Genomic DNA, 23,034 nt, shown 5'->3' with positions numbered 1-23,034 from the left:
ATCTAGGCGGTGACGTTGCCGGCGGCCGCGTCGACGACCTGCCAGGGGCGGTCGTCGGGGCCGGCGAGCGCGAGCGTCCAGCGCTCGGTCGTCGTGGTCGCGGTCTGCTTCGAGCCGGCGAGCACCGCGGCGGTGTCGCGGTCCTCGATGTAGCGGCGGCCGTGGACCTCGATCGCGACGGTCATCGTCGGCGGCTCGGCGGCCGGGTTCAGCGCCGTGATCGTCAGCTGGCGAACGACCGGCCCGCGGATCACCAGGCGCGTGCGGCCGGAGCTGTCGCCCGGGTGCAGCAGCGCCTGCGCCGCCTCCGGCGAGGCGACGTCGAGCAGGCTCGTGTCGGCGCCGTCGACCGCCTCCGCCCAGGCACCGACGGCGCGGCGGACCGACGCCTCCAGCACGTCCGGCGCCCAGCGCCCGTCGACGAGCGAGAGGTCGAGCGCGGCGGTGCGCGCCTCGCCGGCGTAGTCGAGGTCGGCGACCTCGGCGGTCGAGACGCCCTCGGGCAGCTTGTCGAGCGCGGCGACCTCCAGCAGCGAGGCGTCGCTCATGCGCCGCTCGTCGCTCCACGGCGAGGCGACGATCTCGGCGTCGAGCACGTGCTGGCCCTCCGCGTCGGTCTCGATCGTCGCGATGATCCAGCCCTCGCCGCCCGGATGCTTGGCGAGCGTCCAGAACTCAGTCAGCGAGACGGTGTCGTCGCCCTCCTCGTTGCGGTGCAGGATCTGGCCGTTGCGCTGCACGACGTAGTCTCTGAGGCGCGCGCAGATGCGGACCGTGACGCGGTCCTCGTGATGGCCCTCGCGGTTGGTCAGGCCGAGGTACTCGATCGAGTCGATTCCCAGCACCTCGACGCGGTTGTGCCAGCCCTTGCCGCGGAAGTCCTCCAGCCGGCGGCGCCACTCGACCATCAGGTCGGGCACCAGCAGCCGCTCCAGCGCCGCGTAGTCGCGCCCGTCCCACGCCTCCTGGGCGCTGTGGAACATCCGCTCGGCGCTCTCGCGCACCGCGTCGGGCTCGAACATCGGGTCGTCGTCGGCGGCGACCGCGGCCGCCAGATGGACTCTCTTCACGTGTGCCTCGCGCCGCTTGCGGTAGCGGCGCACCTTCATCGCCGCCGAGATCGCGGCGATCACGAAGAAGACGATCACGACGAGGAAGATCACGCCGACCAGCAGCGGGCTGCCGCCGCTGCCGGTCCCGGAGCCGCCGCCGCCGAAGCCGCCGCCACCCCCGCCGCCGCCGAAGCCACCGCCGCCGCCTCCCCCGCCGAAGCTCGACGAGCCGCCGCCGGCGGCGGCGAGCACGAACGGCGCGCGCAACAGCAGCGCGCCGAGGGCGAGCAGGAGCGCCGCGACAAGGTGGCGCGGGGTGAGCGAGCGGGGGGAGCGAACTGGAGCCATCGTCCTGGCACGGTATCGCCTGCGGCCGAACCACTCCACTTCAACGGCAGATCTGCCGATGAGGCGGGGAAGGTCCACATCCACCGGAGGAGTTCTCACCCGTGTCAGTCCGCCTGCGCACCGCCCTGCTGCTCGTCATCGCCATCACGTTCACCGCCGCCGCGAGCGCCTACGCCACGACGGCGCTGATCGCCGAGGACCAGCCGGTCGTGCGCACCGTCCTGGCCGAGGACGCCGACCCGCCCGGCGCCCCGGGCCGCACGCTCGGCCTCTCGCGCGTGACCGTCGCGCCCGGCGCGGAGCTGGCGCTGCACCGCCATCCCGGCACGCAGATCGCCAACATCGCGAGAGGGACGCTGACCTACTGGGTCGTCAGAGGCGCCGTCACCGTCCACCGCGGCGACAGAGCGCTGCGCACGATCAGAGCCGGCCAGCGCGGCCAGGTCAAGACGGGCGAGTGGATCGTCGAGAACCCCGGCACGATCCACCACGCCGCCAACCGCGGCGACGTGCAGATCGAGATCCTGATCGCGACGCTCTTCAAGGACGGCGCGCCGCCGTCGATACCGGTCAGACCGTAGGGATGCCGGCGGCGGCGCACCCGCGCCGCCGCCACGCGCGCCGCAGCGCCGGCTGATCCGCCGGCGCCGCTCCGCGCCCGCCGGCTACTCCGCCGGCGCCTCGATCGCGCGCTTGAGGATCTTGCCGGTCGGGCCCTTCGGCAGGGCCGGGACGAGCCAGACGCGGCGCGGGTACTTGTAGGCCGCGACGCGCTCCTTGACGTACTCGCGCAGCTCGTCGGCGTCGACCTGGGCGCCCTCCTTCAGCGCCACCGCCGCGCCGACCTCCTCGCCCCACTCCTTGTCGGGCACGCCGACGACGGCCGCCTCGGCGACGGCCGGGTGCTCGTAGAGCACCTCCTCGACCTCGCGCGGGTAGACGTTGTAGCCGCCGCGGATGATCATGTCCTTCTTGCGGTCGAGGATGAAGAAGTAGCCGTCCTCGTCGATCTTCGCGAGGTCGCCGGTGTGGAACCAGCCGCCTCTGATCGCAGCCTCGGTCGCCTCCGGCTTGCGCCAGTAGCCCTTCATCACGTTGTGGCCGCGGATCACGATCTCGCCCATCTCGCCGGTCGGCAGATCGTTGCCGGAGTCGTCGACGACCTTCATCTCCACGCCGCGGATCGGCGTGCCGATCGAGCCGACCTTGCGCGCTCTGTCGGGGTGGTTGAACGACGCCACCGGCGAGGTCTCGCTGAGGCCGTAGCCCTCCAGCACCTTCGCGCCGAACGCCGCGTCGAACTCCTTCAGCACCTCGCCGGGCAGCGCCGAGCCGCCGGAGACGCACAGCCTCAGCGACGACAGGTCGTACTCCGCGCGCTTGGCCTCCGGCACCGAGATCAGCGCGTTGTACATCGTCGGGACGCCCTCGAAGACCGTCACCTTGTCGCGCTCGATGATCTCCAGCGCCTTGACCGGGTCGAACCGCGGCAGCAGCGTCAGCGTCGCGCCGGCAGCGGTCGCGACGTTCAGCGCGCAGGTCTGCCCGAAGGAGTGGAACAGCGGCAGCGCGCCGAGGATCACGTCGTTCTCGTCGACCTGGATCAGCGTCTGCAGCGTCGTCTCGACGTTCGCGAGCAGGTTGGCGTGCGACAGCTCGGCGCCCTTCGGCTGGCCGGTCGTGCCCGATGTGTACAGCAGTACAGCCGTCTCGTCGTCGGCCGGCTCGCTGACGCCGTAGGCCGGATCGTGCGCGAACGCCTGCTGGGCGAAGTCGAGCCCGACCGATATGAACTCGGCGCCGGCCGCCTCGGCGCCCGGCTTCGCCTCGGTGGCGAAGTCGTGCCAGCCGAACAGCAGCTTGGCGCCGGAGTCCTCGACGTAGTACTTGACCTCGCGCTCCTTCAGCAGCACGTTCATCGGCACGACGATGCCGCCGGCGCGCAGGATCGCGTAGTAGATCGGCGGGAAGAACGGGACGTTCGGCAGCATCAGGCCGACGCGGTCACCGGGCTCGAAGCCCTTCGCCGCGAGCATTCCGGCGATGCGGGCGCTGCCCTCGGCGATCACCGCGTAGTTGAGCGCGACGTCGTCGAGCTTGACCGCGATCCGGTCGCCGTGCTTCTCGGCGGTGTCGACCAGAACGCTTGCCAGATTGCGCCCCATGCTGCCTCCCGTCTTCGATTTCTCAGTGCCTGCGGCGGCTCACGTGGCTCACGCCTCCGCGCCCGACCCGATCGCGCGGGCGGGGGCCTCGCCCCACAGCTGCTCGAGTCGGTAGAACGCGCGCGTGTCCGGCGTGAAGAAGTGCACCACCACGTCGAGATAATCCATCAAGACCCACTGCGCTTGCGGCAGTCCCTCGACGCGGCGCGGCAGCATGCCGTGCTCGCGCTTGAGCTGCTCGTGGACGGCGTCGTGGAGCGCCTTCACCTGGCGGTCGGTGTTGCCGGTCGCGATCACGAAGTAGTCGGCATAGCCGAGCACTCCGCGCAGGTCCAGCTCGACGATCTCGATCGCCTTTCTGTCGTCGGCGATCTCGGCGATCGCGGCGGCCAGCTCAGCTCCTGTCAGTTCCTGTTGTGTCATGTAGTCACCTCCCCCGCTGCACGGTAGAGCCCGTTGCGGTCGATCGCTTCGGCGACCGCGTCGGGCACGAGATAGCGGATCGGCCGCGCGGCGGCGACCCGCTCGCGCACGAGCGACGACGAGACGTCGATCCGCGGCATGTCGAAGAAGGTCACGCGACCGGCGCCGGCCAACGGCGCCAGCTCCCGCTCGATCGCCTCGCGCTTGGCGCCGACGCGCTCGGCGACGGCGAGCGTCGCCAACCCCAGCACCGCCTCCGGCTCGCGCCAGCTCGGCAGGCTCGCGGCCATGTCGCCGCCGACGATGAACGTCAGCTCGTCCTGCGGATCGCGTTCGCGCAACAGACGCAGGGTATCGACCGTGTAGGACCGGCCCGGACGATCGAGCTCCGCGCGCGAGACGACGAAGCGCTCGTCGGAGCGAACGGCCGCCAGGCACAGCTCGTAGCGCGTGTCCGGCGAGGGGTCGCCGGCGCTCAGCTGCTTGTGCGGCGGCTCGCCGGCCGGCATCAGCACGATGCGGTCGAGGCCGAGCTGCGCGTGAGCCTCCTGCGCGCAGACGAGGTGTGCGAGATGCGGCGGGTTGAAGGTCCCACCGAGGATGCCGACGCGCATGCGGGGCGCGGCGCCGGGCTCAGCCGCGCACCTGACCGGTGCCCTCGATCAGGTACTTGAAGGTCGTCAGCTCGCGCACGCCGATCGGGCCGCGCGCGTGCAGCTTCTGGGTCGAGTTGCCGATCTCGGCGCCCATCCCGAACTCGCCGCCGTCGGTGAAGCGCGTCGACACGTTGACGTAGACGCAGGCGGCATCGACGTTGAGCTGGAAGGCGCGCGCCGACTCGGTCGAGCGCGTCACGATCGCCTCCGAGTGGCCGGAGCCGTACTGGCCGATGTGGGAGATCGCCTCCTCGCGCGAGTCGACGACCTTGACGGCGATCGTCAGCGCGAGGTACTCGGTCGCCCAGTCCTCCTCGGTCGCGGCGCCGAACGGCACGCCGGGGCCGGCGAGCGCGCGCGCCCGCTCGTCGCCGCGCAGCTCGACGCCCGCGCCGTGCAGCAGCTGTGCCGCGCGCGGCAGGAACTCGGGCGCCGCGTCGGCGTGCACGAGCAGCGTCTCGAGCGCGTTGCAGACGCCGGGCCGCTGCGTCTTGCCGTTGAGCAGGATCGCGGCCGCCATCTCGAGGTCGGCGGAGGCGTCGACGTAGAGGTGGCAGTTGCCCGAGGCGGCGTAGATGACCGGGACGGTCGCGACCGCCTTCAGCGCGTTCTTCAGCCCCTCGCCGCCGCGCGGGAAGATCAGGTCGACGACGCCGTCCTGCGTCGCCAGCTCCGCCAGCTCCTCGCGGCCGCCGCCGGCGACGAGCGAGATCGCGCCGGCGGGCACGCCGGCCGCGGTCGCCGCCTCGCCGGCGATCTCAGCCAGCACGCGGTTGGAGTGGATCGCGGAGGAGGAGCCGCGCAGCACGATCGCGTTGCCCGACTTGAGCGCCAGCGCGGCCGCGTCGATCGTCACGTTCGGGCGCGCCTCGTAGACGACCGCGACGACGCCGAACGGCACGCGGACGCGCCGCACGTCGACGCCGTTGGGCAGGCGGTGGCCGTCGATCGTCTCACCGACCGGGTCGGGCAGCGCGGCGATCGCGCGCGCGCCGTCGGCGATCCCGGCGATCCGCTGGGGGTCGAGCGCGAGGCGGTCGAGCAGCGCGTCGCCGATCTCGTTCGCGCGCCCGGCCTCGAGGTCGAGCGCGTTGGCGGCGAGGATCTCTGGGGTGCGGGCCACCAGCGCGTCCGCGATCGCGAGCAGAGCGCGATCCTTGACGTCCGAGCCGAGCGCGGCGAGCGGGCCGGCGGCGGCCTTCGTGGCGAGGCAGACGTCGGCGACTGAGATCGTGGGCGTGCTGATGGCCATGCTCATAGGGTACTCACCCGATCATCTCGCGCGCGGGCCCTCCGGGCTTGAACATCGGCAGGCAGTCGGCCTCGGGCGCGATCCGCACCTCCAGCAGCGCCGGACCCTCGCTCGCGAGCGTCTCGGCGACGGCGCCCTCGACGTCGTCCTGCTCGGTCACGCGCCGGCCGTCGACGCCGAAGGCGCGCGCCAGCAGCGGCCAGTCGGGCGAGGCGCCGAGGTCGACCGCCTGGCGGCGCCCGTCCCAGAACATGTCCTGCTGCTGGCGGACCATCCCGAGCGTGCCGTTGTGCATCAGCACGATCTTCACCGGCAGCCGCTCCTCGACCGCCGTCGCCAGCTCCTGCACGTTCATCAGCAGCGAGCCCTCGCCGGAGACGCAGACGACCGTCGCGCCGGGACACGCGGCCTGGGCGCCGAGCGCGGCCGGCAGGCCGTAGCCCATCGTGCCGTGGCCGCCGGAGGTCAGCCAGCGGCGCGGCTGCTCGAAGCGCAGCCGGTTGGCGGCCCACATCTGGTGCTGGCCGACGTCGGTCGAGACGATCGCCTCGCCGCCGCTGGCGCGCTGGACCGCGTCGAGCAGGCCGTGCGGGTCGACCCCCTCCCCCGGTCCCTCGCCACCGCTCCAGCCCGGCGCCGGCACGTCGAACGGCTCGTCGGCGCGCCAGGCGTCGATCCGCTCCCACCACGAGCGCAACCGAGCGGCGTCGGCCGCCGGTGCCTGCGCGGCGTACGCCTCCGCGATCGCCTCCAGCCCCAGCCGCGCGTCGGCGACGATCGGCACGTGCGCCGGGCGCAGCTTGCCGATCTCGCTCGGATCGACGTCGATGTGGATCACCTTCGCGTGCGGGGCGAACTGGTCGAGCGCGCCGGTCACGCGATCGTCGAAGCGGGCGCCGACGCAGATCAGCAGGTCCGACTCGTCGACCGCCCAGTTGGCGGTCTTCGTCCCGTGCATCCCGAGCATGCCGAGGAAGCGGCGGTCGGAGGCCGGGAAGGCGCCGAGCGCCATCAGCGTCGTCGCCACCGGCAGGTCCGCCAGCCGCGCCAACGCGGCCAGCGCGGCCGCGCCCTCGGCGTGCACGACGCCGCCGCCGGCGTAGAGCACCGGCCGCCGTGCCGCCGCGATCGCCTGCGCGGCCAGCCGCACCTGCTTGCCGTTGGGCTTGAGGCGCGGCTGGTATCCGGGCGTGTCGGGCGCCGTCGGCTCGCGGTCGCGCGCGGGCGCGCGGGCGATGTCGGAGGGCACGTCGACGAGCACCGGGCCGGGGCGGCCGGTGCGCGCGATGTGGAAGGCGTCGTGGATCGCCTGCTGCAGCTCGTCGGCCGACTGGACCGCGATCGCGTGCTTGACCATCGGCGCCGTCATGCCGATCACGTCCGCCTCCTGGAAGGCGTTGGTGCCGAGCAGGTCGCTGCGCACCTGGCCGGTCACGAAGACGGTCGGCGTCGAGTCCATGTGCGCGTCGCAGATCGGCGTCAGCAGGTTGGTCGCGCCGGGCCCGGAGGTCGCGAAGGCGACGCCGACGCGGCCGGTCGCGCGCGCGTAGCCCTGCGCCGCGTGGCCGGCGCCGGCCTCGTGGCGCATCAGCACGTGCCGGATCGGCGAGTCGACGAGCGCGTCGTAGATCGGCAGGTTGGCGCCGCCGGGGATCCCGAAGACGGTGTCGACGCCCTCGCGCAGGAGGGCCTTGGTCAGGGCGTCGGCGCCGCGCATCGGGCGCTCCCTTCATGAGCGGTGGTGGCGAGGTCGGAGATGAGTACGACGAGGGCGACGAGGCGCATGTGCGGCTCCTGGTTCGGAAGGGGCGAGACGGTGCTCCGCGCGACGTTGGCGCGGAGCGGACGGCGGTTCGGCGAGCGCGAGGCTCAGCCGGATACGCGTACGCCGACGAGGACGCGAATGGCGTCCGTAAGTCGGTCGGCGTGCAGGCGCGGGTGCGTCACGGTCCCCTCATGATGCCGCATCGCGCGGGCGAACGCCAGTGCGCCGTCGCCGCCGTCAGCGCGTTGCGAAGAGGTGTGTAGATCAACTAGTTTCCCGTCCCCACGGCCGACCAGGGGTGTCTGTGAACGAACGGGTGAGAGTCGCGCTGCAGCTGCTGGGAGCAGTGGCCGGGCTGGCCGCGCTGGCAACGCTCGCGGGCGGGGCGATCGTGCTGCTGCGCTTCGAGGCGCTCGACATGCCCGCCGACCAGGCGCTCAACCTGCTGCCCAAGCAGCTGCTGCTGATCACCGGCCTGCACGCGCTCGCGCTGCCGGTCGCCGTCGCGATCCTCTGCGCGCTGCCGCTGGCGCTGCTCGTGCGCGCGAGAAGGAAGGCGCTCGCGTGGATGCTGTTCGCGCTGATCGCGCTCGGCGTGATCGTGCGGATGGTCGCGGTGATGCCGGAGCCGGCCGACGCCCCGCTCGGCTGGACCGCGATCGTCGTGCTGCTGCTGGCCGGCGCGATCACCGCCGCGGTCGCGATCGCGAAGGCGCGGCCGATCGGGCTGTCGTGGATCCTGCTCGCCACCTTCGCCGTCGCGGGCGCCGGCCTCGCGGTCGTGCGCACGTGGGTGACGCCGAAGCTCGAGCCGGTCGCGCTGCTGACCGACGGCAGACCGTCGAGCTTCGCCGGCTTCTACGTCGGACAGACGAGCGACCGCGTCTACATCGCGCCGCTGCCCGGCGGCGGCGCGGTCGACCACCCCTTCGCCGACGCCCCGATCGTGCGGATCGCCGAGATACGCCGCGACAGAGTGCTCGCGCTCGTGCTGCGCGCTCCGGCCGGACTCGACAACGACCAGAGCGGCCGCAGGCAGGCGCAGTCGCTGCTGGCCGACCTGCGCGCCGCGACCGCGCCGGCCGACGTGGCCGAGCCGGTCAACACCGCCGACCCGGTCCGCACCTTCGCGCCGCTCGTCAGCCTCCACGCCGACGAGCGCTCGCTGCCGATGTCGGCCGACGACTTCGTCGCGCACTCGCGGCTGGTCTGGGCGATCAGCGGCTGCACCCCGCTGCGCGAGCGCAGCTTCGACATGCGCCGGCTCGCCGGCCCCGACGCGTACGCCCACCGCGACGCCGACGAGCGCTGCAGAGAGGCCGATGACGGCCCGCTGATAACGGCCGCCGACCACACCCGGCCGTTCGACACGAAGGACCGCCCGGCCGGGTTGGGCCCGCGCGAGGGCTTCGCGCTCGACGTCGACGACGAATGGCGCGCTCCGAAGGTCAAGCTGCTCGAGGAGAGCGGCCAGAAGTACCTGCCGAAGACGCCGCTCTACGTCGAGCAGCACCCCGACGAGGCGCCCGACGGCAAGCCCGCGAAGCGGATCACCTACTGGCTCTTCTACGGCCTCAGCCAGCCGCCCGGCCCCGGCGCGGTCACGAAGGCGCTGGTGCACGAGGGCGACTGGGAGCGGATCAGCGTGCTCGTGCGCGAGACGGCCGCCGACCGCTGGCAGCCGCTGTCGGTCACCTACCACTTCCACGACGAGAACCGCGACGTGCCGTGGGCGTCGGTCACCCGCTCCAGCCTCGACGGCGGGCTGCACCCGTACGCCTTCAGCGCGCTCGGCAGCCACGCGACCTACTGGGTCGACGGCGACTTCGAATCGCTGCCGAAGATCGGCGGCACGCCCGTCAGAGCGCCGATCTACGACCACGCGATGGCGTGCGGCGACTGCGCGCAGTGGCGCACGTGGGAGAACGTCGTCGACGTCCGCGCGCGCCCGTGGTACGGCTTCGGCGGCGCATGGGGCGCGATCGGGAAGATGGGCGGAACGACCGGCCCGCTCGGCCCCTCGACCTGGAAGATCCGCGATCCCGGCAACTCGCCGACGGACACCGTCCACCGGCCGCTGATGCCCTCGCCGGTGCAGGCGACGCCGCCGGCCGACGGCACGGCGCCCGCCGGGGGCTGACGCGCGCGCGGCGCCGCCGGGCGCGCCCCGCCCGCCGCGGCCTGCGCTACGCCAGCACGAAGTAGTCGCGGTGGATCGCCTCTTCGCTGGCGCGCGGCAGCAGCTCGCGCGCCTGCGCCGACTTGAGGCCCGCGACTCTTCTCAGCTCGCCGGCGGCGTAGTTGGAGATCCCCTTGCCGACGACCTCGCCGTCGTGCACGACCTCGACGGCGTCACCAGCGTCGAAGCCGCCTCTGACGCCGGTGATGCCGACCGGCAGCAGCGACGTGCCGCCCTCGCGCAGGGCGCGCGCGGCGCCGGCGTCGACGGCGAGCGTGCCGCGCGAGCGTTTCGCGTACTTCAGCCACAGCTTGAAGCTGGAGTACGACGCCTCCTGCGCCGGGAAGCGCGTGCCGACCGCCTCGCCGGCGGCGGCGGCAGCGATCACGCCGGGAGTGCGGCCGTTGGCGACGACGGCGGGGATGCCGGCGGCCGTCGCCATCTCCGCCGCGACGACCTTCGAGCGCATCCCGCCGGAGCCGAGCGTCGTGGTCGTCTGGCGGATGTCGAGCGCGGCGAGCGCCTCGAAGTCCTCCACCAGCGGCACGATTCTGGCGCTCGGGTCCAGGCGCGGATCGGCGGTGAAGAGGCCGTCGGTCGAGGTCAGCAGCACGAGCAGCTCGGCCCCGAGCAGGACCGCGACCTGCGCGGCGAGGAAGTCGTTGTCACCGAAGGAGATCTCGTCCGTCGTCGTCGTGTCGTTCTCGTTGATGACCGGCACGACGCGCCAGTCGAGCAGCCGCTGCAGCGTCTGACGGGCGTTGAGGTAGTGGGTTCGCGCGCTGATGTCGAAGAAGGTCAGCAGCACCTGCGCGGTCGCGACGCCGCGCTCGTTCAGCAGCTCGTCGTAGACGCGGTAGAGCTGGCCCTGCCCGACGGCGCTGGCCGCCTGCAGCTCGTCGACGGCGCGCGGGCGCATCCCCAGCCCCATCACGCCCATGCCGCGCGCGATCGCGCCGCTGGTGACGATCACGACCTCGCGACCGGCGGCGTGCAGGGCAGCCGCCTCGTCGCAGACGTGCTCCAGCACCTCGCGGCGCGGATGGCCGGCGTCGTCGCAGACGATGCTCGAGCCGAGCTTGATGACCACGGTTCCCATCGGGACCGGGGAGCTTACGGCGTGTCGGCGTCGCGGCGCGCGCGGCGCGGCGCTCAGCGCGCCAGCACCCGGCCGAGCAGCTCGACCGTGCGGCGGGCGAGCGCGCCGTCGGGGTCGGCGTCGGCCTGCAGGTCGCTTACCGACATCCCGACCAGCGCCGGCGAGGCCGCCAACGGGGTCACGAGCTGCTCCAGCTGCTCCCACGTCAGCCCCTGCGGCTGCGGGTAGCTGACGGCCGGCATCACGGCGGCGTCGAGCACGTCGAGGTCGAGGTGCAGCCAGGCGGCCGCGACCGCCCCGTCGTCGGCGCGCGCGTCCTCGTGGACCGGCGGCGCCTCCAGCCGGCGCGCCGCCTCCTCGCCGACCGCGCGCGGCCCGGCGGCCGCGATCGACGGCGCGTCACGCCACCAGACGGTCTCGTCCATCAGCGCGAGGTCGTCGTCGTTGCCGGGGTCCATGCCGCGCGGCCGCAGCCCCAGCACCACCGCGCGGGCCGGCGCCAGCAGCGGCGGCGGCGTCGGCGCGGCCAGCTCGACGAGCGCGGTCGGCCCGCGTCCGCAGACGATCGCGAAGTCCATGTCGGCGGCCTCGCCGGTCGGCGAGCTGGCGCCGTCCATCGCGTCGGGGTGGCCGTCGACCATCCACAGCCCCGGCTCCAGCCCGGCGATCCGGCAGCCGGCGAGCGCGCCGGGCAGCAGCGAGCAGTCGCCGCCGAGCACCAGCGGCCGCTCGCCGCCGCGCAGCACTCGCGCGACGGCGTCGCGCAGCGCGACGGAGGCGTCGAGCACAGCCGCGTAGGCGATCACGCCGGTGCGCGGATCGCGCTCGGCGGGGCGCAGCAGCTCGGTCACGTCGCCGAGGTCGGCACCGGCGCCGACCGCTTCGGCGATCCCGGCCGCCCGCAGCGCCGCGGGCGCCCGCTCCTCCCCCTCCCCAGCGCCGGCCGAATCCAGCGGCGCGCCGAGCAGGGTCCAGCTCATCAGGCGTCCAGTTCGAAGACGATGCCGCCGATCTCGACGTCGTCGCCCGACTCGAAGCCGGCCTCGTCAAGCGCTCTGATGACGCCGATCGAACGCAGCCGCATCTCCAGGTAGGCCATCGCCTCCTCGTTCTCGACGTCGTATCTGGCGACGAGCCGGTCGACGCCGTCGCCGATCACCTTGAAGACGCCCTCGTCGATCACCTCGACGACGAAGCCGCGTGGTCTGGCGGGCTTGAAGACGCGATGCTCCGCGAGGTCGTCGATGTCGGCGACCTCGACCGGCGGCGTCACCGGGACGTGCTGCAGCAGCGCCTTGCGCAGCTCGTCGAGCCCGTCGCGCGTCGCGCTCGACGTGCGGATGATCGGCACGTCGGGGCCGAGCTGCTCGCGCCACAGCTCCTCCGCCGCCTCGGCGTCCCCAGGGGTCACGAGGTCGGACTTCGAGAGCGCGAGAATCCGCGGCAGCGACGCGAGGCGCGAGTCGTGCGAGGCCAGCTCCTGCTCGATCGTCGCGTGGTTCTCGAACGGGTCGGAGCCGTCGAGCGGCGCGAGGTCGAGCACGTGCACGAGCAGGCGCGTGCGCTCGACGTGCGCGAGGAAGTCGTGGCCGAGGCCGGCGCCGTCGCTGGCACCCTCGATCAGGCCGGGGATGTCGGCGATCACGAGCTGGCGGTCGTCGCTCTGGATCGTCCCGAGCACCGGCGAGAGCGTCGTGAAGGGATAGCCGGCGACCTTCGGCCGCGCGGCGGTGATCGTGCTCAGCAGCGACGACTTGCCGGCGTTCGGCAGCCCGACGAGGCCGACGTCGGCGAGCAGCTTGAGGTGCAGGTCGACCCAGCCCTCGGTGCCGGCGGGCGCCTTCTCGGCGAAGCGCGGCGCCTGCCGCGTCGGCGTCGCGAAGTGCTTGTTGCCGCGCGCGCCGTTGCCGCCTCTGGCGACGATCGCGCGCTGGCCGGGCGTGACGAGGTCGTGGCGGGTGCCATCGTCGAGCACGACGACCGTGCCGGGCGGGACTCTGACGACGAGGTCGTCGCCGTCGGCGCCGTGGCGCAGTCTGCCCTGGCCGTGGCCGCCCTTCTTCGCCTTGAAGTGCGAGGTGCGACGGAAGAACTGCAGATCGCGCAGCGAGTCGTCGCAGAGCAGGATCACGTCCCCGCCGCGGCCACCGTCACCGCCGTCGGGGCCGCCCAGCGGCACCCCCGCCTCGCGGCGGAACGACATGCAGCCGTCCCCGCCGCGGCCGGCCTGGACGTGAATTCTCGCGCGGTCTGAAAGCACGCGTCCATGGTGGCAGAGTGCTTCGCATTGCGAGTTCGACGGCGTCGCGCGACAGCGCGCGACGCCGGTGGGAACTCGCGGGCTAGACCGCGGCCGGCTCCTCGTCCTGAGCAAGCTGCACACGCTGATTCGGCACGCAATGCGTCATCACGAGGCCGGCCACGTCGCGCGGGCCGTTGCTGCCGAGGTTGTCGAGGCGGCTCTGCTCGGCCGGACCCCAGCCCTGCGTCGGCACCGGCTGCAGGTGCTTGACGTCGCCGGCGGAGATGCCGAGCGCGTCGCCGACGCGCTGGCCCAGCTCGTCCTCGGCGAGGAAGAGGTGCCACACCATCCGCTCCTGGATCGCGCGGTCGCACTGCTTCAGGTTGCCGACGAGGTTGGCGACCAGCTCGTCCTTCTCCCACTGCTCGGAGAGCAGGTAGCGCTCGCCGGGCTGCTGGTAGTCGTTCGTGCGCTCGATCCGCTCGCGCGTCAGCTGGCCGCTGATGACCGGGCCCTGCGCCTGGTGGGCCGGCTTGTCGGCCTCGCGCAGGCCGGCGCGCAGCGACGGCTCGTAGTTGATCGACGGGTCGGCGCCGTGGCCGTCGACGCCGTACGCCATCGCGCCGTCGCGCTGGTTGGTGTTGACGCCGTGTGCGGCCGCTCTCGCCGAGTTGACCGGCAGCTGGAGGTAGTTCGGGCCGACGCGGTGGCGCTGCGTGTCCGAGTAGGAGAACGTGCGCCCGACGAGCATCTTGTCGTCGGAGAAGTCGAGCCCGTCAACGAGCACGCCGGTGCCGAAGGCGATCTGCTCGCTCTCGACGAAGAAGTTCTCGGGCGCGCGGTTGAGCGTCATCAGGCCGACCGGCAGCAGCGGGAAGTCGTTCTCCGGCCACGTCTTCGTGTCGTCGAGCGGATCCCAGTCCAGCTCCGGGTGGTCGTGATCGTCCATCAGCTGGACGTTCAGCTCCCACTGCGGGAAGTCGCCACGCGCGATCGCCGCGTAGAGGTCTCTCGTGTGGACGCCCAGCTCCTGACCCTGCGCGACGGCGGCGTCGGCCTCGGTCCACGACTGCACCGGCAGTCTCGGCAGCCAGTGGTACTTGACGAGCTTCGTCTCGCCGGCGGCGTTGACCCACTTGTAGGTGTTGACGCCGAAGCCCTGCATGTGGCGGTAGGAGGTCGGGATGCCGCGCGGGCCGAGCACGAGCGTGATCATGTGCAGCGCCTCCGGCGACTGCGACCAGAAGTCGAAGACGCGGTTGGCGACCTGCCGCTCGAAGGTGACCGGGTCGGGCTTCTGCGAGTGGATGAAGTCGGGGAACTTGATCGCGTCGCGGATGAAGAAGACGCCGAGGTTGTTGCCGACGAGGTCCCAGTTGCCGTCCTCGGTATAGAACTTCACCGCGAAGCCGCGCGGGTCGCGGATCGCCTCGGAGGAGTCACGGCCGCCGGCGACCGTCGAGAAGCGCAGCGCGACCTCGGTCTTCTTGCCCTTCTCCTGGAAGAGCTTGGCGCGCGTGTGCTTGGAGATCGGCTCGCCGCCGACGGTGCCGTACGCCTCGAACTCGCCGAAGGCGGTGGCGCCGCGGGCATGGACGACGCGCTCGGGGACGCGCTCGCGGTCGAAGTGGCTGATCTTCTCGAGGAACTGGTAGTTCTCGAGCGTTGCGGGGCCGCGTGAACCGACGGTGCGCTGGTTCTGGTTGTCCGCGATCGGATGTCCCTGACGGTTGGTCAGAACTCTGCGGTCATCGCTCATCGAGCCGATTCCTCTCGTCGTGTTTGCGCTTGGCAGCTGGAGCAGAGGCCCCAGTACGTCACCTCGACCTCGTCGAGCGCGAAGCCCGGCGGGGCGGACACGGGGTCGAGGCAGGGCGCCTGACCGGCCGCGCAGTCGACGTCGTGCGTCTCACCGCAGGAGCGGCAGACCAGGTGGTGATGGTTGTCGCCGGCGCGCGCCTCCCAGCGGGCGGGCGCGCCCGGCAGCTCGATCCGCTGCGCGAGCGCGGCGGCGCGGAGCGCCTCGCAGACGTCGTAGGCCGCCTGCTTGGACATGCTCACGCCGGAGGCGTGGACACGCTCGATCACCTGGTCGACGCGCGGATGGTCGCGCGACTCGGTAAGGGCTCTGAGGACGGCGACGCGCGATGCGGTGACCCGCAGCCCAGCGCTGCGGAGACGGTCTTCTACGGCGGCGACGTCCATCGGCGGCAGACCATAGCGGACTCAGTCGAAGTTTGGAATGAGTCAAAACAACTTCTTCACGGGCCGCAACCCACGGCCAGCCCCGGACGCCGGACGCCCGGCGCGTCACGCGCGACGACGGGCGAGATCGGGCAGCATCCCGGCAGAACCCCGACCTGGAGCTGATACCCAGATGGCCGACGATCCCGTCTTCCTCATCACCGGCGCCTCGACCGGCATCGGCGCCGCGACCGCCCGCCACGCCGCCAGAGCCGGCTACCGGCTCGTGCTCGCCGCACGCTCGGCCGACAAGCTCGAGGCGCTCGCCGCCGAGCTGGGCGGCCCGGAGCGGGCGCTCGCCGTCGTCACCGACGTGGCCGAGTGGGAGCAGCAGCAGGCGCTCGTCGCCGCCGCGCTCGACGCCTACGGCCGCATCGACGTCGCCTTCGCCAACGCCGGCTTCGGCGGGCCACGCGGCTTCCTCGAAGGCGAGCCCGACCAGTGGCGCGAGATGGTGCTGACGAACGTGCTCGGCGCCGCCTACACGGTCCGCGCGACGATCCCCGCGCTGAAGCAGAGCAGAGGTCACCTGCTGCTGACGGGCTCGGTCGCGGGCCGCAAGGCGATGCCGGGCTCGCTCTACTCCGCGACGAAGTGGGCGGTGACGGCGATGTCGGAGGCGGTCCGCCAGGACCTCAACGACAGCGGCGTTCGCACGACGCTGCTCTCCCCCGGCGCCGTCGAGACGCCGTTCTGGGACAACGGCGCGCCGCTGCCCAACCCGCTGACCGACGATGACGTCGCCGAGGCGGTCATGTTCGCCGTCACGCGCCCACCGCACGTCGACGTCAACGAGATCCTGCTGCGCCCGACCGAGCAGCCTGTCTGACCACTCAGGACTAGCGTTTGCGCGCCACGGCAACCCCGCCTAGCATCGCCGTTTCCACCGACAGGGAGGCAGCATGCAACGTTGGGTCAGGGGGCTTCGGCCTGTGCCGGTCGTGATCGCCGCGCCGGTTGCGGTGGTGGCGCTCGCAGGCGGGGTCGCCGTCGCCGGCAACGCGATCGAGTCGCGGGGCGCGAGAGCGGCCACATCGATCAGAGGCTGCGTGAAGCTGAGCGACCGCACGCTGCGCGTTCCGGCCGCGGGCAGACGCTGTGGCAGAGGTGAGCAGGCGATCGCCTGGAGCGTGCGCGGCCCGGCCGGCGCCACCGGGGCACAGGGCCCGGCCGGACCGCAGGGCCCGGCGGGCACGGCGGGCGAACGCGGCGCGCAAGGCGCCCAAGGCGAAAGAGGCGCGCAGGGCGAAAGAGGCGTCCAAGGCGAGAGAGGCGCGCAGGGTGCGGCCGGCGCCCCCGGGGAGCAGGGCGCCCCCGGTACGCCGGGTACGCCCGGCATCCCCGGCACGCCGGGCATCCAGGGCCCGATCGGACCGGAAGGGCCCCAGGGGCCGGAAGGTCCCGAAGGGCCCGCCGGCACGCAGACGGCGTATGCGGACGGCGCCGACGCCGACCTCGCCGTGCCGGCCGACGGCAGCCACGTGACCGTCTCGACACTGACCCTGCCGGCCGGCGGCTACGCCTTCGACGCGATGCCGAGAGTGGCCTCGGCCTCCTCCAACAACATGAACTACACCTGCGAGCTGCTCGTCGGCGGCGCGCAGCTCGACTCCGGCAGCTCGATGTCGATGTCGTCGTTCCCGGGGCGCGTGAACCTCGGTGGCTTCGCGGAGGTCGGCAGCGGCCAGACCGTCAGAGTCGACTGCTGGTCGACCAATGGCGAGGCCGCGGTCGCGAAGTCGCGCCAGCTGACGGCGATCGCCGTCTCCTAGCGGAGACACGCGGGGCGCCCGGGCCAGCGCCGGGCGCCCCACGACGACGAACGCCCCGGCGGCTGCCGGGGCGTTCGTGAGGCACTGCTGAAGTTCTTGCTGCTACTCGGTCGGCGAGGCAGCTGCCTCGGCCGGGAGGATCGAGATCACGCGGCCGCGACGGCCGGTTCTGAAGTCGACCTTGCCCGGGGACTTCGCGAAGATCGTGTCGTCCTTGCCGATGCCGGTGCCCTCGCCCGGCTTGAATCTGGTGCCGCGCTGGCGAACGATGATCTCGCCGCCGTAGACGGTCTCCCCGGCGAACACCTTCACGCCGAGGCGCTTGGCGTTCGAGTCACGGCCGTTGCGAGAGGAGCCGAGGCCCTTCTTATGCGCCATTACGCAGCCTCCGTCTTTCTCGCGGCGGCGCCGGCCTTGATCGTCGTGATGACGATTCTCGTCAGGTCCTGACGATGGCCGTTGCGGCGCTTGTAGCCGCGCTTGGGCTTGAACTTGACGACGCGCAGCTTCGGACCGCGCTCGTGCGCGACGATCTTCGCCTCGACGGTGACCTTCGCGAGGTCGTCGCCGTCGAGGATCTCGTCGTCGCCGCGGTAGAGCAGCGGCTGGAGGGGCACCGTGGCGCCCTCGTCGGCGGCAAGCCGCTCGACGAGCAGGTGCTGGCCCTCCTCGACGCGGTACTGCTTACCGCCGGTCTTCACGATCGCGTACATGGGTTCTCTGGTCACTCGGTCGTCGCAGCGGAAGAGTCCGCCGTTGCACGGGAACGGCGCCGTCCGCCTCTGCGGCCGCGGCGCCGAGCAGATGAGTCTACGCCATCGGCGGAATCCCCGCTGTCATCCCCCTCCGACGCGCCGTTTCCGACCAGCGTCGCGGTCGCCGCCGTGCGGCCGACCTCGTCGATCCGGACCAGGCGCTTCTCGCCGACGTGGCGGCCGCCGCCGGTCACCGAGACGATGTAGCCGTCGATCTTCGCGACCGCGTCGTCGACGTTGTACATGTGCGGCTCGACGATCGAGACGAGCACCTCGTCACCCTCGCGGAACGGCAGCGCGCGCTCGGCGACGTCCTCGCGCGAGCCCTCGAAGGTGATCGCGAAGTGGTCGAGCGGCAGGCCCTCGGAGCCCTCGAAGTGGAACCACTTGCCGGTCTCCTCCTCCAGCGCGCGCAGGATCCGCGCGCCGTTGCCGGTGAAGACCGCGCCGACGCGCGGGTTGATCTGCAGCAGCAGCGCCTCGGCCTCGTGCTCGGAGGCGAGGTCGCGCAGTCTGCGCTCGAAGTCGATCGCGATCGTCTCCTCGGAGCGGATCACGCCCTCGCCGCCGCACGTCGGGCAGTGCCGGGTCATGATCTCGCGCACGCCCTCGGTGACGTTCTGGCGCGTCATCTCGACCAGGCCGAGCGGCGAGATCTCGACGACGAACGTCTTCGTGCGGTCCTCGTCGAGCGCCTTGCGCAGCGTCTTCAGCACGGCGTCGCGGTTGCGCGCGCGAGCCATGTCGATGAAGTCGATCACGATGATGCCGCCGATGTCGCGCAGGCGCAGCTGGCGCACGGCCTCTTCGGCCGCCTCCAGGTTCGTTCTCGTGATCGTGTCCTCCAGCCGCGCGCCTCTGCCGCGGCCGATGAACGAGCCGGTGTTGACGTCGATGACCGTCAGCGCCTCGGCGTAGTCGATGATCAGATAGCCGCCGCTGGGCAGGTCGACCCGTCTGGTCAGCGTCCCCTGGATCTCTCTCTCGACGCCGTAGCGCTCGAACAGCGGCGATCTCTCGCCCTCCCACAGCTCGACGCGGTCGACCAGCTCCGGCGCGGTGCGCGTGAAGAAGGAGACGAGCCGCTGGTACTGCTTCGGGTCGTCGACGACGGCGCGCTCGAAGTGGTCGGAGAAGACGTCGCGCACGACGCGGATCGAGAGGTCGGCCTCCTGGAAGACGAGATCCGGGGCCTGCGTCTCCTCGACGCGCTTGCCGAGCACCTCGTTGAGCTTGAAGAGGTACTGCATCTCCCGCTCGAAGTCCTCGCGTCTGGCGCCGTAGGCCGCGGTGCGGATGATCGCGCCGCCGCCGTCGAGGTCGAGTCTGGCGGCCTCCTTGCGGAGCCGGTCGCGCTCCTTGTCCGGGAGCCGCCTGGAGACGCCGACACCCTCGCCCTGCGGCGTGTAGACCATGTAGCGGCCCGGGATCGTCAGCTCCATCGAGAGCCGCGCGCCCTTCGTCTTGAGCGGATCCTTGACGACCTGGACCACGACCTCCTGGCCCGGTCTCAGCAGCTCGTGGATCTTCTGGCCGTCCTTGCCGCCGCCGCCGCGGCCGCGCTTGGCCACCTCGACGCCCGGCAGCACGATCTCGTCGACGTGCAGGAAGCCGTTCTTCTCCAGGCCGATGTCGACGAAGGCGGCCTCGAGGCCGGCCAGGACGTTGTCGACCTTGCCCTTGTAGATGTTGCCCACGATCGAGCGCGAGCCGCGGCGCTCCAGGTACAGCTCGGCCACGCGGTAGCCGGCGGCGGGGTTGGCCGGCTTACGGCGCCTGCGGCCGCCGCTTCTGGGCTGGGGAGCGACGTCACCCGTCGCTTCGAGCAGCGCGACGCGGGTCTCTCCCCGGTCCACGCTGACAAGCACTTGCTTCTTCACGGTGTGTGCATTCCTTATGAAAGGACGAGCCCCCGGCCCTTCGATCCCTGTGCGATCCGAGCTTGGATGTGGATCGACTGGAGAAGGCCAAGAGCGATGAATGTTGTCAAGTAGGAGGCTCCGCCGTAGCTCATCAGCGGGAGCGTCACGCCGGTGATCGGCATGATGCCGATGGTCATTCCGACGTTCACGAGAAGCTGGTACATCAACATCGCGAGGATTCCTGCCGCGATCAACGTGCCGAAGAGGTTCTTCGCCATCGTCAGCAATCGCAATGTTCGCCAGATCAGCAGCGCGAACAGCGACAGCACGAGGCCGGCGCCGGCGAAGCCCCAGCGCTCCCCCACGACCGAGAAGATGAAGTCGGTGTGGTGCTCGGGCAGGAAGTTCAACCCGGTCTGGGTCGCTCTGTCGAGCCCTCGCCCGGTCTTCTCGCCGGAGCCGATCGCGATCTTCGACTGGTTGAGCTGGTAGGTCGTCTCGTTGTTGTCCTCGTTGGGGCTGAGGAAGCCCGTCAGGCGGTCGACCTGGTAAGGCTTCAGGACGTTGACGCCGACCGCCGGCGCGACCGCCAGCACGAGCACGAGCGAGACGGCGAACAGCCCGATCAGACCCGCGATGTGGCGGCCGGGAGAGCCGGCGATGAACAGCATCGTCAGCGCCGTGACGACGTAGACCGACGCCGAGCCGAGGTCCGGCTGCACCATCACCAGCGCCGCCGGGCCGAGCGCCAGCAGCATCAGCCGCGCCGTCGTCTCACGCTCGCCGAGCCGGCGCGTGCGATCGACGATGAACCCGGCCAATGCCACGATCAACAGCACCTTCCCCAGCTCCGACGGCTGGAATCTGAAGAACGGCAGCTCGATCCAGCTGCGCGCGCCGCGGGTTGCCGCGGCGAGCAGCAGCGGCAGGATGTTGAGCGCGATCATCAGGCCGTAGATGCCGATCTTGAACTCACGCAGGCGCGAGTAGTCGAAACGGCTGATCACCAGCATCAGGACCGTGCCGATGACGGCATAGGCGATCTGCCGGTGAGCGAAGAAGTCAGGCGCGCCGGGGATGTCGGTGCGCGTCGAGCCGCCGATCGCGAGCACCGAGACGATCACCAGCCCGAAGGTGGCGACCAGCATCAGCGGGTCGAACAGCAGCCGCGGCCGTGCGGAGGAGCGCGTCGCCTGGTCGACGCTGCGACGTATCGGTGTCGTGCTCAATAGCTCGCCGATCCGCCCGCTCTGACCTGGCCCGGGTTGCCGTAGAACCACTGCGAGAGGATCTGCCGCACCGCCGGCGCGGCCGCCTCGGCGCCGAAGCCGCCGTCCTCGATCACCGCGGCGACGACGATCGGTCTTCTCTCATCCGGCACGTAGGCGACGTACCACGACTGGTCGGGTCTGTTGGTGATCTGCGCGGTGCCGGTCTTGCCGTAGACGGGCTTGCCGAAGCCTTCGAAGACGTCGGTCGAGGTACCGTCGGGCTGGGTGGTGGAGTCGAGCAGGCCCTGCCGTATCGTCGCCAGGCCCGGGATCTCGAATCTGCGGATCGGGTCGACGGTGAAGCGCTGCTGCAGGCGCCCGTCCTCCCCGACGGCGGCGACGCCGATGTGCGGTCTGACGAGCGTGCCGCCGTTCTCGAGCGCGGCGTAGGCGGTCGCCAGCTGCAGCGGCGTGCCGACGAAGTCGCCCTGGCCGATCGCGAGCGAGACATTGTCGCCGACTGTCCAGGTGTCTTCCAGATACGCCTTGCCGCAGAAGTCGACTCTTCTCACACGTCGGCATTCACGCTCGGCCGCCTTCAGCCCGTCGGCCGATCTCGAGTCGGGCACGACACCGCCGTACTCGTTCGGCACGTCGATCCCGGTCTGCGCGCCGAAGCCGAACTTGCGCGCCCAGTCCTGCAGCGCGCCGCCTCTCGGATATCTCGCCGGGTCGCGGTTGAGCTTGGCGCCCAGCTCGTAGAAGTAGGTGTCGACCGAGACGGCGAGCGCCCGCTCCATCGTGACGGTGCCGAAGACCGCGCCGCCGGCATTGCGCCGTCTCTGCAGCCCGCTGACCCACGAGCCGGTGTCGTTGTACGGGGTCGTCTCGGTGATCTGGCCGTCGGCGAGCGCCGCTGCCGCGGTCACGATCTTGAAGGTCGAGCCGATCGCGAAGCCGCCGGAGATCGCGCGGTTGAAGAGCGGTCTGTTCGCCGATTCCGCGGTGTACTTGCGGTCGTACTCTCTCTGCGAGATCGGTCTCGTGAAGTCGTTCGGGTCGAAGGTCGGGGCGGAGCCCATCGCGAGCACCTCACCCGTCTTGGGTTCCATCGCGACGAAGGCGCCGCCGCTGGCGGGGTTGCCGTTCGCCTGCGCCAGCCCGATCCCGGTCTGCAGCGCCTGCTGGCCGACTCTCTGCAGTCTCGCGTCGATCGACAGCTGCACGTCGCTGCCCTTGACCGGCTCGACAGTCGTCAGTCTGCCCTTCGGGCGGCCCTGCGCGTCGACCTCGATCCGCTGCGCGCCGTTGGTGCCGCGCAGGTACTTGTCGTAGGTGAACTCAAGGCCGTTCTTGCCGACGATCGAGCCACCTCTGACCCCTCTGTAGTTGGGGTTTCTGAGGCCGTCCTCGTCGATCTGGCCGACGGTGCCGAAGAGGTGGGCGCCGACCGACTTGAGCGGGTACTCGCGCAGCCAGGCGTTCTCTATCGAGACGCCGGGGAACTCGCTCGCCCGCTCCGCCAGATAGGAGTAGGCGGCGCGCGAGGCGTCGGGCTCGACGATCGCGTCGGCGTATGGCGTCACCGCCGCCTGCGAGTCGATCGCGCACTCGACCGGCATTCTCATGAATCTTCTTCTGCCGAGCTCGCATCTCTCGGGTCTCGTCGATCTGCCGAGGACTCTGCTCAGTCTCGTGATCAACCGCTCGCGCGTGCCCTCGTCCTCCGGCAGCGCGGCCGGCGAGACCAGCACGGCGACGGCATTGCGGTTCTCGACCAGGACCGTGCCGTTGCGGTCGATCAGCTCGCCGCGCGGCGCCTGGATCGTCACGTTGCGGACGCGGTTGGACGACGCCTCGGCGAGGTACTGGTCGCCCGAGAGCACCTGCAGGAACCAGAGACGGAAGAAGATGATCCCGAAGATCGCCAGCGCGATCCCGCCGAGCAGCGCGACGCGCATCGCGAGCTGCGGCGAGAGCTGATTGCGGCTTTCGGGCGATTCCATCAT

General features: G+C 71.6%; 20 protein-coding genes. 4 read left to right on the top strand and 16 right to left on the bottom strand.

Going from position 1 to position 23,034, the window contains the following annotated elements:
• Positions 1–2: 2 nt before the first annotated feature.
• Entirely contained in the window at positions 3–1,400 is a 1,398-nt protein-coding gene (locus R7226_RS15005; protein WP_318597988.1) for a Tim44-like domain-containing protein, read from the bottom strand.
• 101 nt (positions 1,401–1,501) lie between these two features.
• On the opposite strand from R7226_RS15005, the gene R7226_RS15000 reads away from it, so the two are divergent.
• On the top strand, positions 1,502–1,981 hold the full coding sequence (locus R7226_RS15000) for a cupin domain-containing protein (protein WP_318597987.1): 480 nt from the start codon (positions 1,502–1,504) through the stop codon (positions 1,979–1,981).
• Between the two features lie 84 nt (positions 1,982–2,065).
• Here the strand turns inward: R7226_RS15000 and R7226_RS14995 are convergent, their stop codons facing one another.
• From R7226_RS14995 to ilvB, 5 genes are read right to left on the bottom strand one after another with little or no spacing between them, the layout of a single operon-like run.
• The gene (locus R7226_RS14995; RefSeq protein ID WP_318597986.1) at positions 2,066–3,565 is read right to left on the bottom strand and encodes a long-chain-fatty-acid--CoA ligase; all 1,500 of its coding nucleotides are present in this window, start codon (positions 3,563–3,565) and stop codon (positions 2,066–2,068) included.
• A gap of 48 nt (positions 3,566–3,613) precedes the next feature.
• Complete coding sequence (rsfS, locus tag R7226_RS14990) at positions 3,614–3,988, bottom strand: ribosome silencing factor (protein WP_318597985.1); 375 nt, start codon at positions 3,986–3,988, stop codon at positions 3,614–3,616.
• Positions 3,985–4,602 (bottom strand): nicotinate-nucleotide adenylyltransferase, encoded by a 618-nt coding sequence (nadD, locus tag R7226_RS14985; RefSeq protein ID WP_318597984.1) that lies wholly within the window; start codon positions 4,600–4,602, stop codon positions 3,985–3,987. The genes rsfS and nadD overlap by 4 nt, the downstream gene beginning before the upstream one ends.
• 19 nt (positions 4,603–4,621) lie before the next feature.
• The gene (locus tag R7226_RS14980) at positions 4,622–5,896 is read right to left on the bottom strand and encodes a glutamate-5-semialdehyde dehydrogenase (protein WP_318597983.1); all 1,275 of its coding nucleotides are present in this window, start codon (positions 5,894–5,896) and stop codon (positions 4,622–4,624) included.
• A gap of 13 nt (positions 5,897–5,909) precedes the next feature.
• Positions 5,910–7,613 carry a biosynthetic-type acetolactate synthase large subunit gene (gene ilvB, locus R7226_RS14975; protein WP_318597982.1) on the bottom strand — a complete coding sequence of 568 codons (1,704 nt, stop codon included), beginning with the start codon at positions 7,611–7,613 and terminating at the stop codon, positions 5,910–5,912.
• Between the two features lie 352 nt (positions 7,614–7,965).
• On the opposite strand from ilvB, the gene R7226_RS14970 reads away from it, so the two are divergent.
• Positions 7,966–9,801 carry a hypothetical protein gene (locus tag R7226_RS14970; RefSeq protein WP_318597981.1) on the top strand — a complete coding sequence of 612 codons (1,836 nt, stop codon included), beginning with the start codon at positions 7,966–7,968 and terminating at the stop codon, positions 9,799–9,801.
• 46 nt (positions 9,802–9,847) lie between these two features.
• Here the strand turns inward: R7226_RS14970 and proB are convergent, their stop codons facing one another.
• The 5 genes from proB to R7226_RS14945 form a co-directional block, all read right to left on the bottom strand.
• Complete coding sequence (gene proB / locus R7226_RS14965) at positions 9,848–10,939, bottom strand: glutamate 5-kinase (RefSeq protein WP_318597980.1); 1,092 nt, start codon at positions 10,937–10,939, stop codon at positions 9,848–9,850.
• 53 nt (positions 10,940–10,992) lie between these two features.
• Positions 10,993–11,919, bottom strand: a complete 927-nt coding sequence (locus R7226_RS14960; protein ID WP_318597979.1) for an arginase family protein — start codon at positions 11,917–11,919, stop codon at positions 10,993–10,995.
• Entirely contained in the window at positions 11,919–13,199 is a 1,281-nt protein-coding gene (obgE, locus tag R7226_RS14955) for a GTPase ObgE (protein ID WP_318597978.1), read from the bottom strand. The genes R7226_RS14960 and obgE overlap by 1 nt, the downstream gene beginning before the upstream one ends.
• 82 nt (positions 13,200–13,281) lie before the next feature.
• Entirely contained in the window at positions 13,282–14,940 is a 1,659-nt protein-coding gene (locus tag R7226_RS14950; protein WP_318597977.1) for a catalase, read from the bottom strand.
• Entirely contained in the window at positions 14,937–15,386 is a 450-nt protein-coding gene (locus R7226_RS14945; RefSeq protein WP_318597976.1) for a Fur family transcriptional regulator, read from the bottom strand. Before R7226_RS14945 ends, R7226_RS14950 begins: the two co-directional genes overlap by 4 nt.
• A gap of 172 nt (positions 15,387–15,558) precedes the next feature.
• Here R7226_RS14945 and R7226_RS14940 point away from each other — a divergent pair, with 172 nt between their 5' ends.
• Positions 15,559–16,254 carry an SDR family oxidoreductase gene (locus R7226_RS14940; RefSeq protein ID WP_318597975.1) on the top strand — a complete coding sequence of 232 codons (696 nt, stop codon included), beginning with the start codon at positions 15,559–15,561 and terminating at the stop codon, positions 16,252–16,254.
• A 103-nt stretch (positions 16,255–16,357) separates the two neighbouring features.
• On the top strand, positions 16,358–17,197 hold the full coding sequence (locus R7226_RS14935; RefSeq protein WP_318597974.1) for a collagen-like domain-containing protein: 840 nt from the start codon (positions 16,358–16,360) through the stop codon (positions 17,195–17,197).
• Between the two features lie 102 nt (positions 17,198–17,299).
• Here R7226_RS14935 and rpmA read toward each other — a convergent pair whose 3' ends face one another.
• The 5 genes from rpmA to mrdA are packed head-to-tail and all read right to left on the bottom strand — an operon-like array spanning position 17,300 to position 23,031.
• Entirely contained in the window at positions 17,300–17,575 is a 276-nt protein-coding gene (rpmA, locus tag R7226_RS14930) for a 50S ribosomal protein L27 (protein ID WP_318597973.1), read from the bottom strand.
• Positions 17,575–17,910 carry a 50S ribosomal protein L21 gene (rplU, locus tag R7226_RS14925; protein WP_404827851.1) on the bottom strand — a complete coding sequence of 112 codons (336 nt, stop codon included), beginning with the start codon at positions 17,908–17,910 and terminating at the stop codon, positions 17,575–17,577. Before rplU ends, rpmA begins: the two co-directional genes overlap by 1 nt.
• 11 nt (positions 17,911–17,921) lie before the next feature.
• On the bottom strand, positions 17,922–19,808 hold the full coding sequence (locus tag R7226_RS14920) for an Rne/Rng family ribonuclease (RefSeq protein ID WP_318597971.1): 1,887 nt from the start codon (positions 19,806–19,808) through the stop codon (positions 17,922–17,924).
• A gap of 38 nt (positions 19,809–19,846) precedes the next feature.
• The gene (gene rodA, locus R7226_RS14915; RefSeq protein WP_318597970.1) at positions 19,847–21,094 is read right to left on the bottom strand and encodes a rod shape-determining protein RodA; all 1,248 of its coding nucleotides are present in this window, start codon (positions 21,092–21,094) and stop codon (positions 19,847–19,849) included.
• The gene (gene mrdA, locus R7226_RS14910; RefSeq protein WP_318597969.1) at positions 21,040–23,031 is read right to left on the bottom strand and encodes a penicillin-binding protein 2; all 1,992 of its coding nucleotides are present in this window, start codon (positions 23,029–23,031) and stop codon (positions 21,040–21,042) included. The genes rodA and mrdA overlap by 55 nt, the downstream gene beginning before the upstream one ends.
• Positions 23,032–23,034 lie beyond the last annotated feature (3 nt).

Origin of the sequence: Conexibacter stalactiti (genome assembly GCF_033542075.1) — a bacterium.
GTDB lineage: Bacteria > Actinomycetota > Thermoleophilia > Solirubrobacterales > Solirubrobacteraceae > Conexibacter > Conexibacter stalactiti.
This window is presented reverse-complemented; position numbering and strand designations above follow the sequence as displayed.

Bases quoted from the DNA above. Each gene is read 5' to 3' on its own strand.
- rplU (WP_404827851.1), bottom strand. From the start codon at position 17,910: ATGTACGCGATCGTGAAGACCGGCGGTAAGCAGTACCGCGTCGAGGAG.
- mrdA (WP_318597969.1), bottom strand. From the start codon at position 23,031: ATGGAATCGCCCGAAAGCCGCAATCAGCTCTCGCCGCAGCTCGCGATG.
- R7226_RS14950 (WP_318597977.1), bottom strand. From the start codon at position 14,940: ATGAGCGATGACCGCAGAGTTCTGACCAACCGTCAGGGACATCCGATC.
- rpmA (WP_318597973.1), bottom strand. From the start codon at position 17,575: ATGGCGCATAAGAAGGGCCTCGGCTCCTCTCGCAACGGCCGTGACTCG.
- R7226_RS14995 (WP_318597986.1), bottom strand. From the start codon at position 3,565: ATGGGGCGCAATCTGGCAAGCGTTCTGGTCGACACCGCCGAGAAGCAC.
- R7226_RS14980 (WP_318597983.1), bottom strand. From the start codon at position 5,896: ATGGCCATCAGCACGCCCACGATCTCAGTCGCCGACGTCTGCCTCGCC.
- R7226_RS14945 (WP_318597976.1), bottom strand. From the start codon at position 15,386: ATGGACGTCGCCGCCGTAGAAGACCGTCTCCGCAGCGCTGGGCTGCGG.
- rsfS (WP_318597985.1), bottom strand. From the start codon at position 3,988: ATGACACAACAGGAACTGACAGGAGCTGAGCTGGCCGCCGCGATCGCC.
- R7226_RS14960 (WP_318597979.1), bottom strand. From the start codon at position 11,919: ATGAGCTGGACCCTGCTCGGCGCGCCGCTGGATTCGGCCGGCGCTGGG.
- R7226_RS15005 (WP_318597988.1), bottom strand. From the start codon at position 1,400: ATGGCTCCAGTTCGCTCCCCCCGCTCGCTCACCCCGCGCCACCTTGTC.
- ilvB (WP_318597982.1), bottom strand. From the start codon at position 7,613: ATGCGCGGCGCCGACGCCCTGACCAAGGCCCTCCTGCGCGAGGGCGTC.
- R7226_RS14940 (WP_318597975.1), top strand. From the start codon at position 15,559: ATGGCCGACGATCCCGTCTTCCTCATCACCGGCGCCTCGACCGGCATC.
- nadD (WP_318597984.1), bottom strand. From the start codon at position 4,602: ATGCGCGTCGGCATCCTCGGTGGGACCTTCAACCCGCCGCATCTCGCA.
- proB (WP_318597980.1), bottom strand. From the start codon at position 10,939: ATGGGAACCGTGGTCATCAAGCTCGGCTCGAGCATCGTCTGCGACGAC.